Annotated in this window: 19 protein-coding genes; 7 read left to right on the top strand and 12 right to left on the bottom strand. The window is 55.3% G+C overall.

The genetic code is table 11. From position 1 onward, the window contains the following. Positions 1–254 precede the first annotated feature (254 nt). Together SV7mr_RS04630 and SV7mr_RS25070 are read right to left on the bottom strand one after the other, a co-directional pair. Positions 255–1976: a di-heme oxidoredictase family protein gene (locus SV7mr_RS04630; RefSeq protein ID WP_145269654.1), complete on the bottom strand. Its 1722-nt coding sequence runs from the start codon at positions 1974–1976 to the stop codon at positions 255–257. 28 nt (positions 1977–2004) lie between these two features. Further along, positions 2005–3195 (bottom strand): hypothetical protein, encoded by a 1191-nt coding sequence (locus tag SV7mr_RS25070; protein ID WP_419188094.1) that lies wholly within the window; start codon positions 3193–3195, stop codon positions 2005–2007. A 792-nt stretch (positions 3196–3987) separates the two neighbouring features. Between SV7mr_RS25070 and SV7mr_RS04620 the strand changes: the two genes are divergently transcribed. The 3 genes from SV7mr_RS04620 to SV7mr_RS04610 all read left to right on the top strand — a co-directional run bounded on the left by SV7mr_RS04620 (position 3988) and on the right by SV7mr_RS04610 (position 7665). Continuing rightward, the gene (locus SV7mr_RS04620) at positions 3988–4836 is read left to right on the top strand and encodes a TIGR03546 family protein (protein WP_145269648.1); all 849 of its coding nucleotides are present in this window, start codon (positions 3988–3990) and stop codon (positions 4834–4836) included. Next, positions 4833–6632: a TIGR03545 family protein gene (locus SV7mr_RS04615; protein WP_145269646.1), complete on the top strand. Its 1800-nt coding sequence runs from the start codon at positions 4833–4835 to the stop codon at positions 6630–6632. Before SV7mr_RS04620 ends, SV7mr_RS04615 begins: the two co-directional genes overlap by 4 nt. Before the next feature lie 352 nt (positions 6633–6984). After that, positions 6985–7665 carry a response regulator transcription factor gene (locus tag SV7mr_RS04610; protein WP_419188093.1) on the top strand — a complete coding sequence of 227 codons (681 nt, stop codon included), beginning with the start codon at positions 6985–6987 and terminating at the stop codon, positions 7663–7665. A gap of 831 nt (positions 7666–8496) precedes the next feature. Here the strand turns inward: SV7mr_RS04610 and rsmH are convergent. From rsmH to SV7mr_RS04590, 4 genes are all read right to left on the bottom strand, one after another. Beyond that, the gene (gene rsmH / locus SV7mr_RS04605) at positions 8497–9414 is read right to left on the bottom strand and encodes a 16S rRNA (cytosine(1402)-N(4))-methyltransferase RsmH (protein WP_419188092.1); all 918 of its coding nucleotides are present in this window, start codon (positions 9412–9414) and stop codon (positions 8497–8499) included. A 134-nt stretch (positions 9415–9548) separates the two neighbouring features. Then, on the bottom strand, positions 9549–10460 hold the full coding sequence (locus SV7mr_RS04600; RefSeq protein ID WP_145269642.1) for a sugar phosphate isomerase/epimerase family protein: 912 nt from the start codon (positions 10458–10460) through the stop codon (positions 9549–9551). 132 nt (positions 10461–10592) lie between these two features. Next, complete coding sequence (gene aspS, locus SV7mr_RS04595; protein WP_145269640.1) at positions 10593–12368, bottom strand: aspartate--tRNA ligase; 1776 nt, start codon at positions 12366–12368, stop codon at positions 10593–10595. Positions 12369–12587: 219 nt separating this feature from the next. Beyond that, positions 12588–14108, bottom strand: coding sequence for an MFS transporter (locus tag SV7mr_RS04590; protein ID WP_145269638.1), 1521 nt, complete (start codon positions 14106–14108; stop codon positions 12588–12590). A 436-nt stretch (positions 14109–14544) separates the two neighbouring features. On the opposite strand from SV7mr_RS04590, the gene SV7mr_RS04585 reads away from it, so the two are divergent. Then, positions 14545–15108 (top strand): glutathione peroxidase, encoded by a 564-nt coding sequence (locus tag SV7mr_RS04585; protein ID WP_419188446.1) that lies wholly within the window; start codon positions 14545–14547, stop codon positions 15106–15108. Between the two features lie 139 nt (positions 15109–15247). Then, the gene (locus SV7mr_RS04580; protein WP_145269634.1) at positions 15248–15871 is read left to right on the top strand and encodes a superoxide dismutase; all 624 of its coding nucleotides are present in this window, start codon (positions 15248–15250) and stop codon (positions 15869–15871) included. Between the two features lie 230 nt (positions 15872–16101). Here SV7mr_RS04580 and SV7mr_RS04575 read toward each other — a convergent pair whose 3' ends face one another. From SV7mr_RS04575 to SV7mr_RS04555, 5 genes are all read right to left on the bottom strand, one after another. Beyond that, on the bottom strand, positions 16102–16587 hold the full coding sequence (locus tag SV7mr_RS04575) for a low molecular weight protein-tyrosine-phosphatase (protein WP_419188091.1): 486 nt from the start codon (positions 16585–16587) through the stop codon (positions 16102–16104). Between the two features lie 200 nt (positions 16588–16787). Further along, positions 16788–17690 (bottom strand): 1,4-dihydroxy-6-naphtoate synthase, encoded by a 903-nt coding sequence (locus SV7mr_RS04570; protein ID WP_419188090.1) that lies wholly within the window; start codon positions 17688–17690, stop codon positions 16788–16790. Then, on the bottom strand, positions 17669–18364 hold the full coding sequence (locus tag SV7mr_RS04565; protein WP_145269630.1) for a nucleoside phosphorylase-I family protein: 696 nt from the start codon (positions 18362–18364) through the stop codon (positions 17669–17671). Before SV7mr_RS04565 ends, SV7mr_RS04570 begins: the two co-directional genes overlap by 22 nt. 56 nt (positions 18365–18420) lie before the next feature. Beyond that, positions 18421–18957, bottom strand: coding sequence for an NUDIX domain-containing protein (locus SV7mr_RS04560; protein ID WP_145269628.1), 537 nt, complete (start codon positions 18955–18957; stop codon positions 18421–18423). A 101-nt stretch (positions 18958–19058) separates the two neighbouring features. Then, a complete protein-coding gene (locus tag SV7mr_RS04555; protein ID WP_145269626.1) occupies positions 19059–20279 on the bottom strand; it encodes a hypothetical protein in 1221 nt (406 codons plus the stop codon). Between the two features lie 518 nt (positions 20280–20797). On the opposite strand from SV7mr_RS04555, the gene SV7mr_RS04550 reads away from it, so the two are divergent. Next, the gene (locus SV7mr_RS04550; protein ID WP_145269624.1) at positions 20798–21892 is read left to right on the top strand and encodes a hypothetical protein; all 1095 of its coding nucleotides are present in this window, start codon (positions 20798–20800) and stop codon (positions 21890–21892) included. Between the two features lie 3 nt (positions 21893–21895). After that, complete coding sequence (cyaB, locus tag SV7mr_RS04545) at positions 21896–22468, top strand: class IV adenylate cyclase (protein ID WP_145269622.1); 573 nt, start codon at positions 21896–21898, stop codon at positions 22466–22468. Positions 22469–22559: 91 nt separating this feature from the next. Here cyaB and SV7mr_RS04540 read toward each other — a convergent pair whose 3' ends face one another. Continuing rightward, positions 22560–24617 (bottom strand): PTS sugar transporter subunit IIA, encoded by a 2058-nt coding sequence (locus tag SV7mr_RS04540; RefSeq protein ID WP_145269620.1) that lies wholly within the window; start codon positions 24615–24617, stop codon positions 22560–22562. Between the last annotated feature and the right edge of the window lie 128 nt (positions 24618–24745).

Here is a 24745-nt window from a genome sequence, read left to right as displayed (position 1 = left end):
CGATTGCTGAGAGTTTCCCACGTTGGCTTCCTTGCCTAGGCAGAGTCAAAATTCAAAGTCCGATTCAATGAGTCGTCCAGCGCAGCTTTGCTACATCACGGCAGACTTCAGGTCTGAGGATCGACCGGTGCAACCGATGGACTTAACCCAAACGTCAAAATCGGCCGACACCAGACAGCTTTGTCGTGCCGTCCGCCCAAGATCAGGCGGAGCTACCGAGATTTTCAACAAGTCGTTTCGCGAATTGCTAGCATTTATTGCCGCGCAATCACCGGCGCTTTTTGCTGCGGCATCGACGGAGCGACGAGGTGGCCGAGGAAAAGCAGCAAGGCTTCGCGATCCTGATGCGAAAGCAATAAAAATCGATCACGCGTCCCGGTGGCTTCACCGCCATGCATCGTGATCGCTTCAAGCAACGTGCTCGCCCGACCGTCGTGCATGTAGGGCGCTGAATCAGCAACGCCCCACAGTGGCGGGGTTCTCCATTCCTGGTTGAAATTGGTGTCCTGATAGCGGACCTGAAAGGTGATGTCTTCGGTGGTCTCGATGGTGGCGCCGCCCCCTGACTGATTCGCGGTCAGATCCTGCACCTCCAGAGTCATGCTGCGCGATGGCCCTGGAATGATTTCCAAGGGTGTCGTGGGGCGGGTCGGGGCGACAAATCGATACGCTGTAGGTGTCTGATATGAAGTTGGTCGCTGCGCGGACCTGGCAACGGACTCAACAATCTGTGCCTCCGTGGCTGCGGCAGTCGACGATCGCTCCGTACGTGTTGGCAGATCGATGAAGGCGCCGCTGCCGTAGTACCCAAACATGCGTTCACCACCAACCTTCGCGGCGGTCTCGGCTACCGTTCGGTACACCGATCGATTGACAATGTAAGGCTCGGCATGGTTTAAGTCCATCAACGAATAGCCCATGTCGTGCAACAGCAAATCACTGTAGAGCCCCGCAACATCACCGAGCTGAGGCGTATGACAAACAGCACAGCCAACCGTTTCAAAAGCCTTCTTGCCTTGCTGTACCATCAAGCGATCCTCATTGGGTTGGGGAATCCGTTCAACGGGCCGCGGCAATGCGGCGACGAAGGCTGACATGGCGCGGATTTCGCGATCAGAGACATCAAAGCCTGGGTTCTGGTAAAGCGGCACAAACGGGTCCAAGGGCTGATCTCTTCGACGCGTTTTCAATCCCAACTCGGCAGCGCAGGCCCGATCAACGAAATTGAGCAACGAGGATTCGTTCCCCCGCCAGCCAAACCTGCCAATAGAACCATTGTCCAAAGTCGCCGGCCGACCGCTGATTTCGGGATGCCGCTTTTGCAGTCGAAATTGTTTCTGAATGTCTCGCAGGGGTATCTTGTCTAGCAGCCCGGCACCAAACAGGGATGTGGTATTGCGTTGGTAAACGCGAGCATGCAAATCGATTGAACGACCACCGAAGTTGTTCGTGTAGCGGAGCGGTGTCGCATTTCCAGCTCGCACCTCGCCTGCATCGAATGATCCTCCCGATGAGGCAAATCGAATCGACGAGTGCTCCAACACAGCTTGGGTTCGCTGCTGAAACGCCGCGGACCCACCATGATGCGCCAACGGAAAGATGTTCACCACGCTACCGGAGGTATCAATGAAGCCTGGATGAAAGCTGGAAATCATTTGAGCAATCACCTGCTGATCGATTCCCGGTCCCTTGATTTCCAGTCGATCAATGCCCACCGATTTGGCGTTGAACTCGGCTGCCCCACCGCCGCCCACGCCACCTTGATTGTGGCAGGCAACACAGGAACTGGCGTTGAACAAAGGGCCCAGGCCATCGCCTTGCAGCGTGGGATGCCGAGGCACGAAATCCTGCATGAAAAGCTGAGAACCGTGCACGATCTGGTTCTGCTTGATCGCTGCAAGCCCCTGGGCCGCAGCGCTGCCGAACAAGGGGAGTGTCATGGTCATGACCATGATCGCCGTTGAGAATCGTTTCATCACACCACCTCTTAAACCCATTGAGAAGTCACTTGTTTGGATTGGCTTGCGAGCTGAATTTTTCAGCCAACTTCAGCAACCGATTTGGCGATTCAGTTTGTCGAATCAAACGCATTCTCTGTTGCCCAGGTTCCACGATGACATAGCGCAGGCGACTGGGCAGATTCAGATCCACTGCCGGCAATTGGTCATGTTGAATCCACATTGCCAATTCTGCAGGCTTGATCATGCGCAGGTCCTCAACATCGATCGATTGATGTGCCTCGCGCCATCGTGTCACCACGTGTGTTTCGAGCGGCATGTTTTCAAACCACTCCCGCCCGCCAGCATCTCCAGGCACGGCATCTCCAGGCACGGCATCTCCAGGCACGGCATCTCCAGGCACAGCGATAGCCATGAATCGAGCCCGATCTGGCGCGGCTTTCAACCACTGCAACAACGAGTCAATTTCCCTGTTTCGATCATAGGGGTCGACGCCCCAAATCACTTTGGTCAGACCTGTCCAGTGCTGCTTGACGTCCACGCCCGCGATCAAGGGGATCATGGTTTGACACCAATCGGACCGTGTCTCACAGTGTTGCTCAACGGTGATCAAGCGTTGGGTATCGACCGGCAGTTCCAAGGCAAACCGCTGCTGGCAATCCTTGAGATAGACCGGCCAAAGCGTTTGACTAAGCGACGCCAAGTGTGTCGTCGTGACGATCTCGGCAAGATCTTGACGAGTGAAACGTGCCTTGCCGCCAGCGTGATTGGTTAATAACTGATCAAACAAGAATCGCCAACGTCGCGGGAGTCTCTGGCGACTGCGATCGGCCAAGGCTTGATCGGGCCAAACGCTATTCTGGTCAGCAAAACTGGCAATCAATGCAGCTTCCTGACTGTCTTCGATCAACGCTAATAAGTCGTCATGACTTGGCACACCAACCAAGAGTCCCAGCAATCGATCATCAGAACTGCAGCACATCACGATCACCCGTTTCGCAGTCGTCTCAGACCTGGCGGCGTGCAATAGACGAGGTTCGCCAGCTGGTAAATAGCTAACGACCAGTTCGTTGCTGAGTCCGGGGCGCACCTCCTGTGCTCTTCGCAAAGCGTTGGCAATCGAACGCTGACACCAAACCGAATGGCGAACAACCCCCGGTTTGATCGCTGAAACCAAACGCACCCCGGGCGCGGCTTTGACTGGTGCTTGACCAAGAAAATCGTCATTGGTGAGCACAATTAAATGTAGCTTGCGGCCATCGGAATCCCGTTGCGAGGGGGTTGACCGATCGTTCTGAAACGCTGGTCGCCAACCGAAATCGGATAGCTGAAACGGAGCGTCAACGTCTGGCTGCGGCTGATTGGCCTGGCCAAACGCCACGCTTGAAAGCAAACAGATCCAACAGGTCGCCAGACCAGAGAATAGCGGGCCCCAGGCAGCACGAGTTGATTCTCGCCAGCACCTAGGAAAGCTCCGTCCAGACCAGGAGCCAAGTTTGGAAAAGAAAAGTCCACACATCCCATCCACCTCAGACCAAGACACGCGAACCTTCAAGCTACCACACTGTGACAGCGGTGGTCAACAAATTTTGAGGCATTCCCAACGCGATTGACAGCAAGTCCCAATCGCCGGCGGCGGCCTTTCTGCTGATCGAATGAGCGGCAACCCTTCCTGATCAGGCCCCATGACATCGGCAACACTGAACACCATGTGCGTCCCCTTTTACGTTAGTGCTGAGATGGAACGGGCCACCGGTTCGACGGCCGGTCACCTCCCGCCTCGCTCACACGACACGTGCCTGCGACAGTTTCCAGCCAGTGCCACCATCGATCGATAACAGCGAACCACGCCCCCTAAACACCCCAATCTGCCCAGTCGCCAGGCTGTCAATAAACTGTAACGATTGCACTAAATATCTGACGCGGTTTGAGCCGAAAACGAGACTGAGGCTGTCTGGGTTGATCGGAGGATTAACAGCAGCACTCGGATTCCTTGATCATTGAATCGAGAGCATGGAGGCGCACCGCGATGGTGCTTTTTGTCCTAAAACTGCTGAAGAAGGTGTCTACCGCGATTGCCGAGCGGAAGCATCCCAAACAACTTGCCGCGGGCGTGGCTACCGGCGTGCTGCTCGGTTTGATTCCGCATGGCAACCTGCTGGCCATTGGCTTGCTGGTGCTGATTCTCTGCATGAAATTGAACCATGCGATGATGGGTTTGGTAGCGATCGGGGTGACCTTTTTAGCGGGTTACCTGGATCCCTGGTCTGATCAAGTTGGCAACTACTTGCTGACCGACCCAAGAACACTGCCCATTGCCCAGCAGGCTTGGGCGTTGCCCATGGTGCCCTGGACCGATCTGAACAACACCATTGTTCTGGGCAGTTTCCTGATTGGCCTGGGCTTGGTCTATCCGACGTATCGCCTGACGCTACCGCTGTTCAACTGGATTGCACCGGAAGAAGACGACAAGGATGAAGCCTCTGACAAGGAACAGCAGGCAGAAACGGATCCGGACGCACTGGCCAGCGAAGCCGCAGAGCAGGGTTCGACGGAAGAACTCAGTGCATCAGACACTCACGATCCTGTCACCGATCAATCGGCGAGCGACCAGTTGCCAAGTCACCGGCAAATGATGGCCGTTCGAACTCGAATCGATCTGATCCGCAGCAGCGACGATGCTGCTCAAGAGGAGGTTGCTCAAACAGCCGCTGATTCCGAGCAAGCTGATCGGCTCACAAGTCCGACGGCCAGCGACCCCGGATCGATCTTAGACCGAGACCATGGAGGCCTGTCCCCGCAAGAGTCTCTCAATGTCTCGCTCGAACATCTCCTCACTCAATTGCGTGAATCTCAAGACAAAAAGGCCGCCGGATGATCCGTTGGAGCTACGTTATTCCGCGTTTCGCGGTCGTTGTTGTTTTGATCCTAGCCATCGGTTGGTTGCTGGGGCCGCTTGCCAAGTGGGCCACGATCAAGTCCCTGCAGGCCAGCCTTGGCGCGAAGGTAGAGATTGATTCGGCTCACGTCGGCTTGCTTCCGCCACGCATTGCGTACCGAAACCTCAGGATTGCCGATCCGCGCGAAGGCAACCAGATGCGCAATGCCTTGATTGCAGAATCAATCGAAGTCGAAATTGATGGCGATGCACTGATGCAGCGTCGCTGGGTTGCCCGCAATGCAGTCATCCATGGCTTGGAGATCGGCACCGAGCGATCCGAATCCGGACACCTGCCAACGGACATCGAAGATCTCCCGTCTCCAAGTGACCTGCCAAGCCAGTTGTCACCGCTTGCCATGAATTTCCTAAACCACGTCGCCGGCGCAGCAGCTGACAAGACAGAACAAGTTGTCAACGAACTGGAAACCGTGCGGCGCAGTCGCCAGTTGAAAACCAAATGGCACGACGAGTTTCAGTCGCTCAGCAACCGAGCCAGGTCCATCGAATCCCAAGTCAAGGACCTGAAACGCACTGCTGGCGATATCAACAATCCCCTGCGCGACTTTCAACTGATTGGCCAAACCATCTCCAAGGGCGATCAAACGCGAGCGGAAATCCAAACCGTGCTGCAAACGCTGCAGTCCCTGCCTCGCGAGTTCGATGAGGACCTTGATTCCCTGGAACGGGCCAAACAAACCGACCTGAAACTTGTCGACCAGTACATTCCTGGCGACTTATCCCAGTCAAAAAACTTTGGCATCGATCTGGTGCAAGATGCGATTAAGCAACAAGTTCAAACCATCAAACAGTACTGGCAAGGCGGAAAGCAAATCGCACAGTTCACCGTCAACGCGACCGTCAAAGCTCCCGAAGCGCAGCGTGAACGCGGTCGCAGCATTGACTTACGCAATGGCGGCCCTGACCCGGCATTGCTGATTCGCAACTGCCAAATCGACGGCTTCATGTCCGCTGACGGCGAGCGTTATCAATTGACGGGCAATGTGGAAAATCTATCCAGCGACCCCTCGCTGGTGATGTCCCCCTTGCACACTCGGTTCCGATTGCACAAAGAAAATGATCAGGCATCCAATCGCGTGATCAATGTTGACTATGTGTTGGATCAATACCAAGACCGTGATTCCGATCGGCTAACCATCCACTGGCCCCAATCAACCCCCTCGCCCCTAACGTTCGGGACCCAAGAATCTCTCGCCATCATCGCGGATGGTGGAGAACGAGAAATCTGGGTGCAACTGCGATCCACAGGCGATGAAGTGCACGGCCGCTTGGTCAGCAAGCAAACCAATGTTTCTGTGCAAATCCAAACCGCTCCCAAACATGAATCACTGGCCGCAGTTCAAGCCTTTGAAAAGAGCCTGGCCGATTTAGATGTGATCACCATCGATGCGGGGTTCAGTGGTCGCTGGGATGACCTAGACATTACCGTCAACACCAATCTAACCGATGCAATTCGCGAGGCAACCGACCAAGCCATCGCGATGCAGATCGACGCAACAAAGGCTCAGATGCGGTCGAAAATCAACGCGGCCTACGAAAAGCAACAAGCGGAGTTAATCAGCTACTTTGAAAAGCAGCAAGAACAAGCTCAAAAACTTGCCGCCGAAGTGGATCAGTTGTTCCTGGAGCTTGCGAGCAAGATCACCAAGGGAACCCAAAACGAAAAATCGAACCTCAATCGCATGCGTTCGCTTCTAAATGGGACACTTCAGTAAACACTCCTTGCACATTGGCCGTTTATCTTGCAACATAACGGTACTGAAGGCCAAAGTTCTGTCCCCGCTCGCGCTGTTTTTCTTCAGATGCGTCTGCGTTTCGCTTGACAGCCCACCTGGACCGAATGGACTGCCGATCAAGTCGTTGAAAGATAGATTTTTCTCGGGCACATCTGCCCAGCAGCCTTGTTAGATTCTCGCCCCAATGCCCGACTCGCAACTCGACAAACAGCTCTCAAACCCACCTTCCTCGCAAACTCCCCCCTCCCAAGCTAATCCAGCTTTGCCAGTGCAGCCCCCCCAAGATCTCTCGCCCTCGGCCCGGCGGGACCTCGCACCAGGCCATGGGGCAATGGCCCCAACCACTGCGGGCTCAACAACTGCCACACCCTTGGTTGCCCAGAACAGCGTGACCAGTGCGGTTCACGCTAAACCCCGCGTGTTGCTGATCGATGATGATCCATCCGTGCTGCAAACCGTTGCGCACCGATTACAGGTCGAAGGCTATCGACCTGAATGCTACGCTTGCGGCAGTTCGTTTCTCAATGCTGTGACCGCCGATGATGTTGGCTGCGTTGTGACCGACCTGCGTTTGCCCGACGTCGATGGTCTAGAACTGATCCACCGACTCAAAAACGCAAACGCCTCGCTGTCACTGATTTTGGCCACCGCCTTCGCCGATGTTCCGATCGCGGTTGCGGCGATGCAGGCAGGCGCTCACACGGTTCTGGAAAAACCGATCGCGATGGAAAAGTTGCTGGGCGAGCTGCCTCTGGCGATCGAAAACAGCCTTGCGCGACACCAGACCAAAACGCGGCGACAACATGCCAGCGGTCTGCTCAAGCAGCTCTCCGACGCGGAACGCGCCGTGCTGGAACTGGCCGTCGCCGGGAAAAAGAATCGCGATATCGCCACGGAACTACAAATGAGCCCCCGGACGGTCGATCGCCGGCGACAATCCGCCATGAATAAGATCTGCGGCGAAACGCTGGCTGACTACGCGGTGCTCAAATCTCATGCACAGACCACCTAACCAGTTCACCAAAACCCCTCCCAAGGGCCGATTCTGCCTGATCGACGAACCACAACAAAGATTCGTCGAAAAAAGTCGTAGCAACCGCGTGCGAACATAAATCATCCCTGCCCAACGAGTTACCGCCAACGACGGTCGCCCGTATCCAGGATTCTCAAAAATCTGTGGTTGACCAGCCGGGTCCTCCGCGTAGGCTAGAGCTAGTGACAGGGGCTTTCCATGTTGCTACCCACCCATTGGACCTGATCGCGAATCCGCCTCAGAAACCATAAGTTGTTGCTAGCAAATAACTTAGGCCCGAGACGATCGCACTGCAGCTTCAACACCATGCGGCGTCGCAGGCCAGGATGGCCCTGCCAAACGCACTCGGTTCGAAGCTGTCTGCCTTGCTTGCTGACGCATTTGCTGACACATCTGCTGGTCTCCCGCCCACGTGGCAACCAGCGTGGCAACCAGCCAATTCGGCAAACCAGCAAACTCGATCAGCGTCCATTTAGAATCAATGATCTTCCGCGAGTTCGCCTTCGTGTGAGGTAGTCGCTATCAGCTTGCGGCCACGGGCTGATATTCATTGCAGATACGCTTCTGTATCGCGACAATGAACACCTCACGGGCCGGGCACAAGATGTGCCCGGTCGCGAACGCTCGCCTTTCAATCGGTTGCAACTTGGCTGCGACTCAGAAGCCAGCTCACTCTGGCGGCCAGCTCACTCTGCCAAGCAAGGCCACTGTTTGCGATCACGATTCAACGGTCGCCGCGCGCGACTTCTTCGCTGTCGTTGTATCACTGCTGGCAAAACAGACCGCTAGCGATGATCACAGTCGCGATGATCACAGTCGCTTGGCGACTCTCAACTTGGCACTGCGAGACCTCGGATTGGTCTCGATCTCTGCATCGGTTGGCCGGAGCGGCTTTCTTGTCACCACTTCCCAGCGTTGGTCATCACGCATGGCATGCTTGACCAGTCGATCTTCCAACGAGTGAAAGCTGATCACAACCAAGACACCGCCCGGGCGAATCCAATCGGCACAGTGTGCCAGCGTCCGCTGCAGAATGCCAAGTTCATCGTTGACTGCGATGCGCAAGGCCTGAAAGGTGCGAGTGGCGGGATGGATGTCGTGATTCTTGCCACGGGGCACGCAGCGACGGCAGACGTCGACCATCTCCGCGACGGTTTTGACTGCCTTGCCTTCACGGGCACGGCGAATCACTTCGCGAGCAATGCGACGACTGAAACGTTCTTCGCCGAACTGGTAAATGGCATCCGCAATTTCTTTCTCACTGTGACGCGCCATCCACTGACTTGCCGGCACTCCACGTTCGGGATCAAAACGCAAATCCAACGGACCATCGTGTTGGAAACTAAATCCCCGCGAACGATCTGCAAGCTGGTCACTGGACAACCCAAGGTCCAGCACCATGGCGCAGGCCTTTTCCAAATCACACGCTTCAAGTGCTTTGGGCGACTGTTCATAACTGCCCAGAAAAACGCTCAAGCGTGGATCGGACTGACCGGCCTGTTCAGCGGCCTCTTGTCGCGCTGAAACCGCAGGATCACGGTCCATGCCGATGATCGAGCCATTGGCATCCATCAGCTCCAACATCAGTCGCGAATGCCCGCCAGCACCGAAGGTCCCATCAATGATGACTTTGGGCTGGCACTCCGCCACAGCCTGCACCACTTCATCGGGCATGACCGACACGTGGCAGGGTTCAGACGGGCTTGCGGACGATTCTTCTGCGTGCATGAAGCTGATGGACCACTAAGAATAAGCCCGTTGATTTAAGGGGGGACATTCCCCACCATTGCCCCCGACTTTCGAACCGGGCTTTGTTTTCGGTTCGAATGACGAGGCAGCGGATTTTCGCTTGCGACAGCCTGTTAGGCGTTCTTGGTACAGTTCAAAGCGGCTTCCATATTGGCAGCAACCTCTTTCAAGCGATTCAAGTCGCCACCGCCAACTTCAGCGGCACACCAGCCGACAAAGCCAATGTCACGAAGTGCTTTTTCAATCGCGGGCCAATTGACATCACCTTCGGTGACCTTGGTGAACCTGTTGTTTGCTCGCGAGAAGCCTTTGATGTCCAGCTTTTTGATGCGAGGTCCAAGATCGCGCACCCACTGAGCAGTGTCACCATATTTCCAATGGTTGCCCAGATCGTATTGCAAGCCGACCAAGGGAGAGTCAAACGAATCGATGTAATCGGCCAGTGGTTTCACAGACTGCGTGTGATCTCCACCATGGTCGTACAAGAAATGGTTCCAGACGTTTTCGACCAGAATAGAAACGTTGTGCTTTTCAGCAGTTGGCAATGCTTTGAGAATATTCTCGCGCGAGCGCTGGGCGACTTCCTCTTGCGTCCCATCTTTTCCATGACCAACGACCAACAAGCAAGAGTCACCACCGACGGCGGCAGTCTCTTCGATGCCGCGAATCAAGTTATCCAGCGCCTTGGCACGAACCTCTGGTTTAGGATCGCTATGACGAATGTTCCAGTGGGTTCCGCCGACACTACCGTCGATGACGATTCCGGTCGCTTTGGCAGCGGCATTGATTTCATCCACATTGATGCCAGGCACGTTGACTTCGACACCTTCAAAGCCAGCTTCCAGGGCTGCATTGAACTTGTCTTCCAACGAACCTTTGACGCCGATCATGCCGATCTTCAGCGTCTTGCGAATCCAAGGAACCTGTTTGGCTGCCTCGTCGGCTGCAACCAAGGACGGCTTGCTTAAGGCACATCCAGCAATGCCAGCAGCAAGAGTGGCTTGAATCATGGTACGACGGCGCATGGAATGTCTCCCAGGAAGTGAATAAGTTTAGCAAAACGACAGGCGTCGTCCCGAGATTGTAACGACAGCTCGGGAGGATGTTGACCAAGAATGTTTTAATGCGTGGACTTGCGAGGCAAATCCCCCAACCAGCTACTGCTTCTTGGCCAGCGTTCGCAGGTGGAGTTCTGTCAACTGATCCGTGTCGACTTCGCCCGGAGCCTGAGTCATCATGTCGGACGCCTTTTGCGTCTTTGGAAACGCGATCACTTCGCGAATGTTTTCCAGACCGGCGAACAGCATTACCCAGCGATCGACGCCCAAGGCAATCCCACCGTGTGGCGGTGCACCGTAACGCAAGGCATTGAGCAAGAAGCCAAATCGATCTTCGGCTGTCGCTTCATCGATGCCCATTAAGTCAAAGACCTGCGATTGGATTTCCTGATCATGGATTCGGATCGTGCCACCACCGGCTTCGCTCCCATTGATGACCAAATCGTAGGCCTGAGCGTGGCAGTTTTCGGGTTCGGCCTGCAACTTTTCCAAGTCACTTTCCAGCGGGGCAGTGAAGGGGTGGTGCATTGCCACCCAGCGTCCTGACTCCTCGTCGCGTTCGAACATCGGGAACTCAGTGACCCAACTGCAGTGCAAGTCATCGTCGCCGTACAGTTCAAGCTCCTTGCCGAGCCGCTTACGAAGCGCGTACAAACCTTTGCAAGTCACATCCCAGGTGTCCGCCAAGAACATCAGCAAGTCACCAGGCTCACCGCCCATCAGTGACTTAATTTCAGCCAAGTGTTCTTCGTCAAAGTTCTTCGCGACAGGACTCCAGAGCGTCCCATTTTCTTCCACTCGGAACCACGCCAAGCCCTTGGCCCCGAATTCCTTGACAAACTCGGTCAGTTCATCGATCTGACGCCGTGAATACTTTTCAGCCGCCCCCACAGCTCGCAGGCCGCGAACAAAGTTGCCAGCATCGGCAGTTCCACGGAAGACGCGGAATTCGGTCTTCTTGGCCACTTCGGTGATATCGACGATTTCCATGTCGAAACGCAAATCGGGCGCATCGTGCCCAAACCGTCGCATGGCTTCTTCGTAGGTCATGCGTGGCAGTGGCAAGGTGACCTCTTTGCCCAAGACTTGCTGCGCGGTCTTGGCCACTAGGCCATCAATCAATCCCATGATGTCATCCGCGTCAACGAATGACATTTCCAAGTCAAGCTGAGTGAATTCAGGCTGGCGGTCTGCACGCAAGTCTTCGTCGCGGAAACACTTTGCCACCTGCACGTAGCGATCGAAACCGGCCACCATCAGGATTTGTTTGTACAGCTGTGGCGACTGAGGCAAGGCATAAAAGTCACCGGGGTGCACACGGCTAGGCACCAGGTAGTCACGCGCACCTTCAGGCGTGCTGCGTCCCAAGATCGGTGTTTCAACATCGATGAAGTCATGCTCGGCGAAGTAGTCACGCATGATCTTGATGACTTGGCTGCGCAACACCATCGCCCGCTGCATCTCCTGGCGACGCAGGTCAAGGAAGCGATACTTCAACCGCAAGTCCTCACCGGGCAGGTCAGGCTGATTGGGTGTGAACGGTGGGGTTTGGCAAGCGTTTAAGATTTCCAGCTTGGGGCAGCGGACTTCGATTTCGCCGGTCGCCAGTTTGTCGTTTGTTTTGCCTTCCAAACGATTGGCGACCACGCCGACCACCTTGATCACGCTTTCCGCTGAGACGTGGCCGGCAGCGTCGATACTGGCTTGCTCAGCCTCTGGCGGCCCGATGACAACCTGCGTCAAACCATAGCGGTCACGCAAGTCAATGAAGACTGCTCCACCGTGATCGCGTTTGTTCTCCACCCAACCGCACAGGGTGACTTCAGTACCGACATGTTCTTTGCGGAGTTGTCCGCAGGTGTGAGTGCGTAGCACAGGACTTCAGGTGGAAACGAGGAAACTGAGCATGGTTAAACCGTAACAATGAAGCGAGATTCTAGACAGAAAAACAGCCATTGCTCAGGGGAGATCTAAGCACTTCCATTGGGATCCACTGGCAGAAACAAGAAAAACGCCCCGAAGCGATAGACTTCGGGGCGTTTCACATGCAAAATTCCGAGTTCAGCCCTGCGCGGGCCGTCATCTAGATTCAGCTCAATATTCAGCAGGACCTGACTGAGCGATCTCTTCGGCCTCTTCGGTGTGCCCGCCGGCCGGTGCTTTGAAGGCAAGCAACAAGATCAGATACAGCACCGCCATCGTTGCTGGGACCAAGGCTGTCACGCGAATCGCCATCCGACTGCCATACAGTGTCGCCTCAGCGACAGGGCCAGCATCCGTCTTCGCAAATTCTTCGTTTTCCGACCACCAAGCTGCTTTCTCTCGCAAGCTGGTGAATGCCTTGTCATCAATTTGATCGGCTGCAATCTCGACATCTTTCAGCACTGCCTCGCCATTGTCGGACAGCATTCCAGCCTTCGAACCATCGATACCAGTGATTGCTGGGAAGAACAGGAAGGAGTTTTCATTGGGCGCTTGCACACGTTCAAACGTTTCCGGATTGTTCTCTTGGATGTACTTCGACGCAAAGTAGTCTTGCTTGTACCCAATACCAGGGCCACCCAACAAACCGGCGGAGGTCATGCCGATGAATCCCATCAAAGCCATCGCAACGGTGGCACTCTTGGGGAAACGCTCACCAACAACACCAAGCATGGTTGGCCAAAGAAAGGTTTTCCCAAGGGCATAAACCGTGGCTGCGAAGAACATGAAGGGAACGCTATCGCCGATACTAATCAGGTACAAACCCGTCGCACCGGTCACAGCTGAAATCAACAGCAAGCCCAGCGAAGAAATCTTGTGCACGATCGGTCCAGCGAAAAATCGCAAGCCTGTCATCAAGAGCGACGTGTAGATGAACAGCGCCGTACCCAACATTGCGCTGCTGAGAATTCCACCGGTGATCTTGTTGATCCAGCTGTCGGTCCCAAGTTCGACATATCCCACGCACGCGTGAGCGACCAGCAGGATCATGAAGAACGGCCCCATCAAGCTGGCAAACATCCCCCCGTACGAAATCGAACCCTCTTGAGCATCCGTCTTCGGGAAGGTTTCTTTCAGCGTGATCACCCCGTACATCGCGACAGGAATGAGGTAAGTCGCCAACAAGATTTCCCAGCCGATACTTTCTTTTGCGAAAACGATCAGGCCTCCAATCACCAAACCTGCTGGCCAGCCAGCGTGCAGGATGTTCAGATAGTGTGTTTTTTGCTTGGGGTAGAGAGCCGCGGTCAGCGGGTTAATCACGGCCTCGCAAATACCATTGCCGACGGCAAAAATAAACGCGGACCAGAACAGCACATCGTAAACTGCGTCTTTCCCGGCAGCATTAAAAATCGGAGTCGCGAAGAACAGCATGACCGCTGAGACGACGTGACAAACCATCGCCAGAACGAGCAAATTTTTGTAGCCAACGAAGTCGACCAAAAGCCCGGCAAAGAGAATCACCAAACCAAATCCCAGCAGACCTCCGCCGGTGATCTGACCCAATTCGGTCATCGTGAAACCATACTGCGCGGACCAAATGTCCAACAAACCTCCACGAACCGCAAACCCGATCCCGGCTGCAATCAGGGTGAGGAACCCCGCTGTGAGTAGTTTTTTCCGATTTTCCATCTGTCGCATTTACCTTGGGGAAGAATTAATCAGTGGGCGTGGCGATATTGACGTGTCTTGAAATCTGTTGCAAGCAAAAACCGCGCCTAGCGTACAAAACCAAGAAACTAACCTCCCTAACCGCCCGTCGCCACTAGCAGGGCCGGTATACTCGCCCTAGAACTTGAAAATTCTCCCACTGAACGACCTTCCCCCCCGCCAACTGGTAACGCACCGGGCAACAGACTTCCAAAACTGCTGCCCATAACCACGGCCCGGGCCGAAAGGACCTTTGGCGAACCCTTCGGCCGGCGTTGGCGCTCAGCACGGGTACGGTTCGTTGAAGCCTCCACTGGTCGGCTCGCAACAATACAGCTCAAAATGTTCGCTGTGTTTCGCCACAATCGAATTCCCTCCATTTTCCAACCTTTAATCGAGAGACTCTCCCATGACCCTGATCAAATCCTTTGCGACTGCGACCCTGGCGATCTGCGTTCTAAGCCTCAGTGGCCTGGTCGCAACCGCAGATGCGGACCACGAATGTGCGTTGAATTTCAAAGTCAAAAACATCAAGGGCGAAGTTGTTGACCTGGAAGACTACGAAGGCAAGGTCGTCCTGATCGTCAACACCGCCAGCCGCTGTGGATTGACTCCTCAGTACGCCGGCCTGGAAGATCTGTACAAGGAATATAAAGGCAAAGGCCTGGTGATCCTCGGATTCCCTTGCAACCAGTTTGGCAAGCAAGAACCCGGCACCGACGCCGAAATCGCGACCTTCTGCAGCGATCGGTACGACGTCTCCTTTCCCATGTTCAGCAAAGTGGAAGTCAATGGTGACGGCGCTGCCGACCTCTACAAGTACTTGACCGCCAAAGACATCAAGCCCAAAGGAAAGGGCAACGTCAGCTGGAACTTTGAAAAGTTCCTGATCGACCGCGAAGGACAGCTCGTTGGACGCTTTCAGCCTCGCACCAAACCCAGCGACAAAGAACTGCTCTCAGCGATCGAAGCTGAACTCTAAGCCGACCGCTAGCCCGGATCAACTGATTTGCTGGTCTCCACCGCTGCCCCCACTTGGGCAGCGGTCCTTCGATTGCTATCGTTTGAAACATCCACTTCCCAGTCACTTCACCATCTCGAAATATTGGAGAAAGCTCGCAATGGCTTACTCACTGCCCGAATTGCCATACGCCTTGGACGCCCTGGAGCCAAACATCGACGCCAAGACGATGGAAATCCACCACGGCAAACACCACAACGCTTATGTGACCAAGCTCAATGGCGCCATCGAAGGCACCGACCTTGGCAGCAAGTCGATCGAGGACTTGGTCGCTGATTTAGCCAGCGTTCCAGCCGACAAACGTGGCGCCGTCCGGAACAACGGTGGCGGCCACGCCAACCACAGCCTGTTCTGGACCGTGATGGGCCCTGGCAAAGGTGGCGCACCGAGCGGTGACTTGGCTGCTGCGATCGACGCCGCTTTCGGAAGCTTTGATGCGTTCAAAGAACAGTTTGCTGCGGCCGCAGCAACCCGTTTTGGCAGCGGCTGGGCTTGGCTGTACGTCGAAGCTGGCGAGCTGAAGGTTGGCAGCACTGCCAATCAAGACAGCCCGCTGATGGGTGCTGAAATCGCCGGTATCTCCGGCACACCCGTGCTAGGCTTGGACGTTTGGGAACACGCCTACTACCTGAACTACCAGAACCGCCGCCCTGATTACATCGCTGCCTTCTGGAACGCAGTGGATTGGGACGCTGTGGCGACTCGTTTTGCAGCGGCAAAATAAGTTCATCCCCCGCACACCAACAGGGTGTGTGCAAGCTCGCAGCGCTTTGAACATCTTATCTTTCTGGTGATGTTGCGATTCCCGGACTTTTCTCTGGGCAATCGCAATTTCATCGAACCGGGGCTGCGTTCGATAGGGGGCCGTGCTTGCACGGCACCCCGCGTGGCTAACCTGCAGATCTTCAAGGCCACGCTTGGCTAAAATTCTGCAGCCTTGAACTCTGTCCCTGTTCAGGAGTTGTCGAAGATGGCTTCTCCGGCCAGGGTTTGCAGAATGACGGGACAACCCTCTTCAAGCATGTCCAGAACTTCGCCAAAACCGTCCGCTTCGCCGTAATAGGGGTCAGGAACGTCACTCGGCCAGTTGCCGTCGAGGTAATCGCTAAACATGCGAATGTGATCTGTTGATCCACCCGCCAGATCCATCAAGTTTTGATAGTTGTCGGCATCCATCGCTAGCACCAAGTCATAGACGCCTTCTGCCAAATCTGCTTCAGTGACCTGCTGCGCTAGACTAGCCAAGTCGTAGCCACGATCCTCCGCAGCGGTCCGCATCCTGGGATCGGCACGATCGCCAACGTGATAACCATGCGTCCCAGCTGACTGAACTTCAACGTCCACGCCGAACTCTTCGGCAAAGCGATTCATCACCGCTTCGCCCGCCGGTGAACGACAGATATTCCCCATACAAACAAACAACACGCGTTTGGTTGACATCGATTCGATTCCATTTCGTTGCGTGACTAACGGACGACCAGCTCAGAAGGTCCTACGACGAGCTGTCCGCTAACAGATTAAAGCATCCAGCCAAATCCGTCCAATGCCAGTCTCCGCTGGCGATTAGACCGACCACCGCCCGCACCCCCAAAATGATCCATCAACCACCTGCCTAACGGACCGGGCGAAACACTATCGCATCAGGCAAAAATGCGCAGACCGGACTGATCATCAGCGATCAGCCCACAGCGTTTGGCTTGTTGATTCAATTGCTGCAAAGCGTTTTCACCAACCGTCCCCAAAGCGACGGTCCAGTCATTGACGTACAAGTGCACATGTTTCATCAAAACCTCATCTTCAAACTCCTGGGCGTATTTCCGCATGGTTGGCAGTGCTTGCTTAGGATCTGCCAGAGCACATTGCAGCGAGTCATGGACCACCGCCTGCACGTCAGCGATCAACTCATCGCCTAAAGAATCCTTGGCAACCAAACCGCCCAGCGGCAGCGGACAATCGGTCTCCTGCTCCCAACGCGTCCCAAGATCTTCGACCAAGGCCAACCCCTGATCCTGCCACGTGAAACGACCTTCGTGGATGCACACACCAAAGTCGGCCGTCTGCTTGACTAGCGCGGGCATGATGTCAGAAAACACCACATGCTGGACGGTGGTGGTCTCTGGATAGAACAATCGAAACAGCATGGTTGCGGTGGTGTGTTTGCCCGGACACAACGTGACTTGCTGCTTGGTCTGTGGCTGCGAATCAGCCTGACTGGCCAACAGCAACGGCCCAACACCAAAGCCCAATGCTGAACCGCTGGGCAACACCGTCTTGGAATCGCTCAGCAACAGAGCCGCATGAAAACTGCACTTGGCAACGTCAAACTGATTGCCAAACAATCCATCATTCAGTTGCTGAATGTCCAACAATTCAATCTGAAATTCTAAGCCCCGACGATCAACCAAATCATTGATCAATCCATAGAACGTGAACGTGTCATTGGGGCAGGTGGAGATACCTAAACGAATCGGCTTTGCCATGATTGTCTTTGGATGCGAATGAGTGACAGGGAAAGGATCAATCAGCAAGTTTTCCAAAACCATTGCAACTGACTGGCAATCGACTGCAACGCGGGCTGAATTTTCCAAGAGGCGTGGTCCCGGTACCCCACCGAGTTCGAATAGCCGCGCAACACGAACACGGGCACGTCAAACGCTTGGCACGCTTTGACAACAGCGTACGACTCCATGTCTTCGGCAACGGCGCCGGGAAACCGCTGCTGCCTCCACTGGGCTTCCTCGGCGCTGGCCGATGCTGCGCAGACGCTTAACAAATAACCGTCCGCTAAACCGGTCACCTGATCAACAGGGCAGGGCAGGGCACAATCCACATTCCGCGTCCCCTTTCCAGCGAAGTCCCAGCCCAAGTCTTGCGGATCAAGAAACTGATCAGCTTGGCCCACTCCGATCCCATCCAGGGCGAGACTTCGAAACCAGTGGGCATGCTGCGGAACATCTGTCGCCGCATCAAGGTCAGTGCCGTCATTCAAGCCATCAGCGTCATTCAAGCCATCAGCGCGACCAAACCGGCCGGCGATCCCAGCGACGATGACCCGCGCTGGCTGGAACCGCTGCAGTGCCTGCATGGTATGAATTGCCGCGGCGACCAAGCCCACGCCGATCACTTGAACGTTCACACGATCGGCAGCCAAGCCATCAAACTGGGCAATCCCGTCGCGTTCCATTTCGGTTGCCGTCAACAACAGATCTTGTTTCAAAGCAGGCTCCTTACAGCAGCACCGGCGAGCGACTGGCCAGTCCGATCGATCATGCCTCAGCCCGCACGAAACAACTCAATGGCACGGCGGTTGGACTCAAATGCCATTTGATCAAGTGGTTCCTCACCAGGCAGCACCCAGTGATACTGATCGACTTCCGCCACTTGCAATTCGATCGCGGTGACGTCTTGAACGGTACAAACATAGAACAGATCGATCACCGGAGAGACCAAGCCGTGGTACTCATATCGATTGGGAAACGAGACCAACAAGTCTGCTTGCTGAATCTGCAAATTGGTTTCCTCGGTGCACTCGCGACGCAACGCTTCTTCGATGGTTTCCCCGGGATCGACAAAGCCACCGGGCAAGCCAAGCATGCCTTGGCCAGGATCACGTGCTCGGCGGAGCAGCAATAATCGATTCTGATCATCGACCACCAACGCTCCAACAGCAGCCACGGGACCAAAGAATTGAGTGAAGCTGCACTGCGGACATCGAAACGGTCCCCCCGAGATCGGCTGAGACTCGGCACCGCATTGCGGACAGAACCGGTAAGCCTGCGAGATCGGAATCGGAGAAATCGGTTTCGTCATAACAGGCCCGGTAACAAGGAGCGAAACAAGCAAACGTGACTCGCAAACACCGCTAGAATAGTTTAAGTGATTCGAATCAGCAGTGAAAGCACCGACCAACCTCAGGAACTAGCAAACGAACTGGCTGCGTGCAGCACGTTGCAACTGGAAAAATTGCGACACAGGTTGGCGAGCTCCTCTTCGGATTCGATCACCCCCATGCCGATGGACTCAACGACATCACGATCCAGCCCACTGTGCAGCAGGACGCGATGTTGCCGCAACAAGGGTTGCAGCGCTGCGGCAAGTGCCTGAAACCGCTGCCAACGCGGCATGCCATTGACCAATTCCTGTTGCTCGCTGTTCGCCTGCAGAAAATCAAACGGCAGGTCGTCCAGGATCGCGAGCTCACTTTGGGGCGGTTGAATTAAATTCGACCAGACCACAATCGTTGCCTCCGGTTGCCCCGCCTCGGCTGCCACCTCGATGGCTCGCAAAACATTCTCCCACGTTTGCTGGTGCTGTTCTCCAGCGAGGATGGCCACCACCAGGGGCGCCGCATCAAGCTCCGTCCCCTTTTCGGAAATCCACTGTTTGGCTTGCAGCGCCGTTCCGGCATGCGCTGCGGCAGCCAAGCCATCTCCGCCCGATTCGATGGCCAGAATCAGCTGCACTCCTAATTGCCAAGGCACTTCCTCGGCAATGGTCTGACCGGATTTCGGATCCGTCGCAAACGAGGCTCCGGATCGCTGCGCCAGTGCAAACCGCTGCTTGGTTGCGGAATCGGCCATCGCAGGAAAGATGCCGCTGACATCCCCACGGTCCTCGGCGACACCTGTTCGCAGCGCGACAAGAGGCAAGACAAAATCAGCGTCGACCAGCACGCGACTCAGGTAGATCGGCATCGCGTCGACATCTGCCGCCAAGTACGACAACGTTTCACGGTGATCGCAAAGATGCTGTGTCAGCGGAGTTTCGCCAGCCACCTCGCGCAACCGCTCCATGATCTCTGGAGTGGCTTCATCCCAGACCAGGACTTCGATCTCTGCTGCCGAGGTTTCTTTCAGAACTTGTAAGGTTGCCGCCAAGACTTGATCCACTTGGGGCACATTGGGGTCCAACGCGATTGCCACCTGATCCCCTTCAATCACCGCCTGGTCGATTCCTGGAAAATCCTCGGGTTGACGCAGTGCTTGAATCACTCGTTCCTGAAGACTGGGCTCGTTTGCATCGCGCGCGACAGGTGCATTGAAGTGCCTGGCATCGGTGGGATCAAAACATTCCGACGAGACCCGTACTGCAGAGGCTGAGGACGACGATTCGGCAGGGGGACGTGCTGACATGATGCTCCTAACGGTAAACGTTTGATCGGATCAAGACGGCAGGCGGATCAAATGCCGCCTTCGCGGAGACAGTATTGGAACATGAAAACGGAGCCTTCAACAGTCGAGCTGAACCGAATTCGACGGGCAGCGACAACTTTCCCACAACCGGTGTTCACTCTGTACAGGTGCTGACTCGGTGGAGACGGGCGATCAAGCACCGACGGCTGTCTCACCCCGCGGAGGTGCAGTTTTCTGATTGCAAGCGTTTGGCAGAGAGCCGTAACAACGCGTGGACGCTCAGATTCCAAGCGACTAGGTGCCGCAGTGGCCTGTTTCCAAGAGCAACGCCACGATCGTCTGTTTCACCGCCACAAATTCACCACCAGCTGATCTTGCGTCCAGTGGGCCTGTTATTGGATGATCCGACGTTCTTAAGCGTCTCTCATGACGGTACCCCTGGTTTCCCAAACTTGCTTTTTGGCAGCATCGGTAAACCACCTCGGCGATAGGCCACGACTAAGACAACGTGATCGGTCATGGATGATCAAAAATTCGAACAAACCTCAAACCCCTTTTCCGTGTTCACTGAGAAACGCAGTGCGCGGCGCCGCAACCTGATGTCAGCGGCCATTGGGTTCACACTGGCCGCGACCCTGCTAGTTGTCGTGACGGGAACGGAAAAGCTGCGGCAGAACGCGAAGCTAAACAGCATCTTGGCTTCGTTTTCCCAGCAACCACCCAGCAAGAAGATTCAACAGCTTGATCATCTGCGTCAAGCTGGCACGCTTGGCCTGCAAGGCATCGCCACATCGGTTTTGGACCAGGACGCCACTGTCGCCGAACATGCGACCAAGCTGATTCGTTCTGAAGCAGCAACCTGGAACAGCCTGCCGATTGAAAAACAATTGGCCAACGCACTGGCAGTCGCCCAAGGCCTTGATCAGGCAAGTGCCGAATCGCAGCACAGCGAATGCTCGATCGAAGATTCACTGAACGAATGCAGTCACTCGCTGGGAATCGATCGTTCCAAATCACTTGCTCACACGTTGACGGTCCAAGCCATCGAGTTCCGCAAACGCTGCCAATCCGACGCTCAACAACAGCAATGCCAGCAAGTGCTGCAGCATCTTTCGCAGTTGCTAAACGAGAATCGTCCCGCAGCCAGTGTCACCACCGAAAGCGTGCCTCAGCGAATCCAGCCCACGACCCCCTTGCCGATTGACAACCTTGCTGGGGCCGGTGCGAACTGGACCGACTGGCCGCCGCCAAAACTGATCGATCGTGGCGTGTTGCAATCGATTCCTGCCGGTGATCAAGCGGGTGTGCTTGGCCAAGTCACCACCGCCACGACCGCCAACAACCCGACGACGCTCCAGCAGCAAACGATCCACGCCCCCACCGTCAGTGCGTCCGACATCATTGACCTGAAACAAAATCCACCCCAGACGACTGCGGCATGGATTGAACAACTGCGCAGCCCTAGCCGACTGGTTCGCATGTACGCCGCGAACACGCTGGGTCGCCATCACATCGACGAACCAGCCGTCTTAACGGCCATGCAGCAACAGTTGGCTGTCGAATCCGACGCGTTGGTTGCTGATCGCCTTCGTTCTCATCTGCCACAGCAGTGATTCATGTTAGAAGTTGAAGTCAAGTATCGTCTCAGCGATGCTGCCTCGGTCATCGACCAACTCCCGCGACTCGGTGCCGATGAAGCGCAGGCAGAACAACACGCGGACACTTACTTCCGCCACCCTTGCCGGGACTTTGTCGCCACCAATGAAGCCTTGCGAGTTCGCCGAATCAACGGCCAAGCGCATGTGACGTACAAAGGCCCCAAGCTAAAACTTGCCAATGCCGCCTTGAAAGCCCGCAAGGAACTCGAATGGCCTCTCGGACCAAACGATCAGCAGGGTGAACTGATGACGGATCTGTTACAGGAACTGGGCTTTAGCGCCGTCGCCACAGTTTGCAAGACTCGGCTGCCTTTTCAGTTTGCCAGCGATCACGCGGATTTCCCCGCGATGTGCGTCGTGGTGGATCAAGTTCAAGAACTGGGTGACTTTGCCGAAATTGAATGCGTGCTGGATGATGAATCCTCGGCAGCAGCTGACATCGCAGGCCAGCGAATCGAACAACTTGCGACGCTGCTGGGACTGACCGAATCGGTGCGACCGAGCTATCTCAGCATGCTACTGGCCCAATAGACCAACTGGCCCAATAGACCAACTGGCCTGCTGGATCGTCTTGTCATCAAAACGGTGTCAATGCATTGGCCGAGCGAATGCAGACGCACGACTAGACCCAATGAAACTCTTCTTCATCGGGCTCTTCGTCAGCATCCAAAAATTCGATCTGATCATGATCGAAGAATCGATTGAGCAAAAACCGCACGGGCACCAACAAGGCAATGAAAATCGGGAACAGGATGCGCACCACCTGATTCGGAAAGACATTGATCACGCACAGCACCACCAAGCAAACGAACTGAATCAAGGTGAACAAGTGAATGGTCTTGACCGGGACTCGGCGTGTGTAGTGATTGACGGGGTAGAGGGCGGAATCCATCACCAAAAAACTTAAACGCTCGATGAACTGCACACCGCGCAGGGAAACAAAGCCCATGTACAAAAAGATTCCATACAGAGCGGCCAGCGGAATGTACTGCAAGTAGGACAAGGCAAACATTGCCCCACCGATCAGCAAGTGGATCGCGACGCCGGTGACTCGGTTCTCGTGAACATGCAACACACGTTCACTGGTCTGACCACCGGGCTGAATCACTTCTTCGGTATCAGACAATGCCCGAAGATGGGCCAGCGAACGCACCGTTGCGGCCACCATCCACGGCCAGCCCAACAGCGAACACAGGCCGACCAACAAACCGATGATCAGTAAATCCCAGTGATAGGCTTCGCCCTTTTCAAGTTTATTTTGAGGACTATTGACCAACCGAGACGTGATGTTCTGCGACAGATAGATCAACACGGCCGCTAAGAAAGCAGGCCCCACGGCGGCCAACTTGGCCCAGTGCGGAACAGACCACAAGTCGACCCATAGCCCCGTTCGCTGACCGCTGCCGCTATCGGAAACCTGCAAGGTATCCAACGTCGCTGCACTGCCAAGTGTCCAGGCCAACATGACCATACAGACCAGTGCGATCGACGGTCCAAAGTCAGCCAGGAATTCTCGAATCCACGGCAGCAAATAGCGGCTCCGCCGAAAGCTGGCTAACGACATCGCGACATAGAACGTCCCCACCGCAAGCACCAGCGCCAACAATGCTTTTTCGTAACTTTCCCCCGCCGCCTGAGCGCCGGTGAAGCCAGCGACAAGCGCCTCGACCGCTTTGTAGATGAAGATTAACGACATCAACGCGGAAAAGATCTCATCCGTGAACCGAGTGAAATACCGCATTAAGTTGCTGGCGTTGGTGACCGCCATCAGCACCACCAGCAGCCCGGTCCATAATCCCACCCAGCCATAGACACCTAGGAACTGATCGCCCAGTCCCATGTCTGCGCACAACTGATAAAGAATGATTGTAAAGATCAGCAGTGGACCGATCCCACCAAGAATCACCAAGGGGCTTCCTGCAAAGAGCGCGTACAGGAATCCACAAACAGCGGTCGCCGTCAACATTTGTGCTGGCCCAATCGCGCCTTCAGTCTCGCGTCCCATCAACCCGCCAAACGTGACCGCTGGAGCGATACAGGCAAAGAACATGAATACGATCGAGGCGATACTCTTGGACCGCAGTCCATCGACAAAGTCCGCTCGGTAACACTTCCAGCGGCGGGCAAAGTCTTGGCTAATTCCAGCAAAGGGTTGCCTGGACGTCTTCAGTCCCTGGACGACTTCACGCGGCTTGGGAGGCTGAGCCAAAGCGTTGCGCGACAGATGCCGCTCAATCACCCCCAAGACATCTTCGACGGATTCGGCATACGTTAATTCGAACTGGCAAACATTGTCGCTCATCATCCGCGCGATCGAAGCCAATGAATCCAGGTGGCTGGCGGCCTGATCCGTCGGCCCGATTAACAGAAAAACATAACGAGTGGGAATGCCATCGGGTGCGCCAAAGTTCACGCCGCGCTTCAGCCGCACAAACACCATCAACGGCTTTTCGATCCGATCATCGTAAAAGTGAGGAACCGCCGATGCCGAGCCAATTGCGGTCGGAACCATTTGTTCACGCTGATGCACCCCTTCGATCACCAACTCACGTTGATACTCGGGCAGACGTCCGCTTTGAATCAAGATATCGATCGAGGACTCGACCACTTGATCCATCGATGTTGCATCTAGATTTAGAAGGCAACTCCCCTGCGAGATCGCTTTGATTAACTGTTTCATTGAGAGTTCTCCTGATGTAACAACGATCCATGAGGATCATTGTCATGTCCAAGGTTGCTGACTTCAGCACTTCAATGGGCCTGCGCACGAAGCTTTCGGAAATCCACAGGCCGCGCGAACCATTGGCA

Origin of the sequence: Stieleria bergensis, assembly GCA_007745635.1 — a bacterium.
In the GTDB taxonomy this organism is placed as follows: Bacteria; Planctomycetota; Planctomycetia; order Pirellulales; family Pirellulaceae; genus Stieleria; species Stieleria bergensis.
This window is presented reverse-complemented; position numbering and strand designations above follow the sequence as displayed.

Bases quoted from the DNA above. Each gene is read 5' to 3' on its own strand.
- SV7mr_RS04630 (WP_145269654.1), bottom strand. From the start codon at position 1,976: ATGAAACGATTCTCAACGGCGATCATGGTCATGACCATGACACTCCCC.
- SV7mr_RS04620 (WP_145269648.1), top strand. From the start codon at position 3,988: ATGGTGCTTTTTGTCCTAAAACTGCTGAAGAAGGTGTCTACCGCGATT.
- SV7mr_RS04615 (WP_145269646.1), top strand. From the start codon at position 4,833: ATGATCCGTTGGAGCTACGTTATTCCGCGTTTCGCGGTCGTTGTTGTT.
- SV7mr_RS04610 (WP_419188093.1), top strand. From the start codon at position 6,985: ATGGCCCCAACCACTGCGGGCTCAACAACTGCCACACCCTTGGTTGCC.
- rsmH (WP_419188092.1), bottom strand. From the start codon at position 9,414: ATGCACGCAGAAGAATCGTCCGCAAGCCCGTCTGAACCCTGCCACGTG.
- SV7mr_RS04600 (WP_145269642.1), bottom strand. From the start codon at position 10,460: ATGCGCCGTCGTACCATGATTCAAGCCACTCTTGCTGCTGGCATTGCT.
- SV7mr_RS04590 (WP_145269638.1), bottom strand. From the start codon at position 14,108: ATGGAAAATCGGAAAAAACTACTCACAGCGGGGTTCCTCACCCTGATT.
- SV7mr_RS04580 (WP_145269634.1), top strand. From the start codon at position 15,248: ATGGCTTACTCACTGCCCGAATTGCCATACGCCTTGGACGCCCTGGAG.
- SV7mr_RS04575 (WP_419188091.1), bottom strand. From the start codon at position 16,587: ATGTCAACCAAACGCGTGTTGTTTGTTTGTATGGGGAATATCTGTCGT.
- SV7mr_RS04570 (WP_419188090.1), bottom strand. From the start codon at position 17,690: ATGGTTTTGGAAAACTTGCTGATTGATCCTTTCCCTGTCACTCATTCG.
- SV7mr_RS04560 (WP_145269628.1), bottom strand. From the start codon at position 18,957: ATGACGAAACCGATTTCTCCGATTCCGATCTCGCAGGCTTACCGGTTC.
- SV7mr_RS04555 (WP_145269626.1), bottom strand. From the start codon at position 20,279: ATGTCAGCACGTCCCCCTGCCGAATCGTCGTCCTCAGCCTCTGCAGTA.
- SV7mr_RS04550 (WP_145269624.1), top strand. From the start codon at position 20,798: ATGGATGATCAAAAATTCGAACAAACCTCAAACCCCTTTTCCGTGTTC.
- cyaB (WP_145269622.1), top strand. From the start codon at position 21,896: ATGTTAGAAGTTGAAGTCAAGTATCGTCTCAGCGATGCTGCCTCGGTC.
- SV7mr_RS04540 (WP_145269620.1), bottom strand. From the start codon at position 24,617: ATGAAACAGTTAATCAAAGCGATCTCGCAGGGGAGTTGCCTTCTAAAT.